The following is a 1,273-nucleotide window of genomic DNA, read 5'->3' on the forward strand; positions in this document are numbered from 1 at the left end:
CCCACCACCGGCGCTCCGGGCACCTCCCCGGCGACGAGCAGCCCCCCGGAGGTCTGCGCGTCGGCGAGCAGCAGCCGGGTGTCCGCGTCCGTGTCCCCGAAGTCGGTGTGCGGCGCGACCCACTCCAGGTTGCGCCGGGTGCCGCCGCTGACGTACCCGTCCCGCACGGCTTCCCGGGCGCCCTCCAGATACGGCACGGCGGCGGTGTCGAGCACGGCGGTCACCCCGGAGGCGCGGGCCAGTTTGTGCAGGTGGCCGAGGAGGCCGAACCCGGTGACGTCCGTGGCGCACTCGGCGCCGGCGGCGAGCGCGGCCTCGGCGGCCTCCCGGTTGAGGGCGGCCATCGTGGCGACGGCGTGCTCGAAGCGTTCGCCGGTGGCCTTGTGCCGGTTGTTCAGCACGCCGGTGCCCAGGGGTTTGGTCAGGGACAGCGGAAGCCCGGGCCGGCCGGCGTCGTTGCGCAGCAGCCGGCCGGGGTCGGCGACACCGGTGACGGCCATGCCGTACTTCGGTTCGGGGTCGTCGACGCTGTGTCCGCCGCCGACGTGGCAGCCCGCCTCGGTGGCGGTGTCGAGACCGCCGCGCAGCACCTCGCGGGCCAGGTCGAACGGGAGCAGGTCGCGCGGCCAGGCGAGCAGGTTGACGGCGAGCACGGGCCGGCCGCCCATCGCGTACACGTCGGACAGGGCGTTGGCGGCGGCGATCCGGCCCCAGTCGTAGGGGTCGTCGACGACCGGCGTGAAGAAGTCGGCCGTACACACCACGGCGGTCCCCCGGTACGTGACCACCGCCGCGTCGTCGCCGGTGGCGAGGCCGACCAGCAGCGGGGTGTCACCCCCGGCGAGGGCGGGCGCGGTCAGTCCGGCGACCACCTCCTCCAGTTCGCCGGGCGGGATCTTGCAGGCGCAGCCGCCGCCGTGGGCGAACCGGGTGAGGCGTACGGGTGCCGGGCGGGTGGGTGTCGCTGTCATGGCGGTGGTCTCCTCGGGCGGTAGCCTGACGGGCGGTGGAGGCGTGTGGGTGCCTGGTGGCCCTCCCGGTCTTCAAAACCGAGGGGCCCGAGGATCTCGGGCCGGCGGGTTCGATTCCCGTCCGTCTCCGTTCACCCGGTCGTCTGCGTTCTCTGGCCCGTCGCCGTTCACCGCAGCCTCACGACAGCGCCGGCGCTGTTCGTCCACGCGCTCAGTGTGCCCCTGGGCGTCCAGGACTATCTGTTCCGGGACGAGCTGGACGGCCGGCTGCTCAGCCGCGCCATCCGCTACGCCGTGGAGCG

1 protein-coding gene and 1 tRNA gene are annotated in these 1,273 nt (G+C 74.5%); one reads left to right on the plus strand and one right to left on the minus strand.

The features are described 5' to 3' along the window. Positions 1-971, minus strand: a 971-nt coding sequence (gene selD / locus H5J33_RS35640; RefSeq protein WP_181798777.1) for a selenide, water dikinase SelD, incomplete at its 3' end; no start/stop codon positions are given. 37 nt (positions 972-1,008) lie between these two features. Here selD and H5J33_RS35645 point away from each other — a divergent pair. After that, positions 1,009-1,101, plus strand: a tRNA-Sec gene (locus H5J33_RS35645). Positions 1,102-1,273: the final 172 nt, after the last annotated feature.

The sequence above is a fragment of the Streptomyces sp. WELS2 genome (genome assembly GCF_013870595.1).
Classification (GTDB): Bacteria; Actinomycetota; Actinomycetes; order Streptomycetales; family Streptomycetaceae; genus Streptomyces.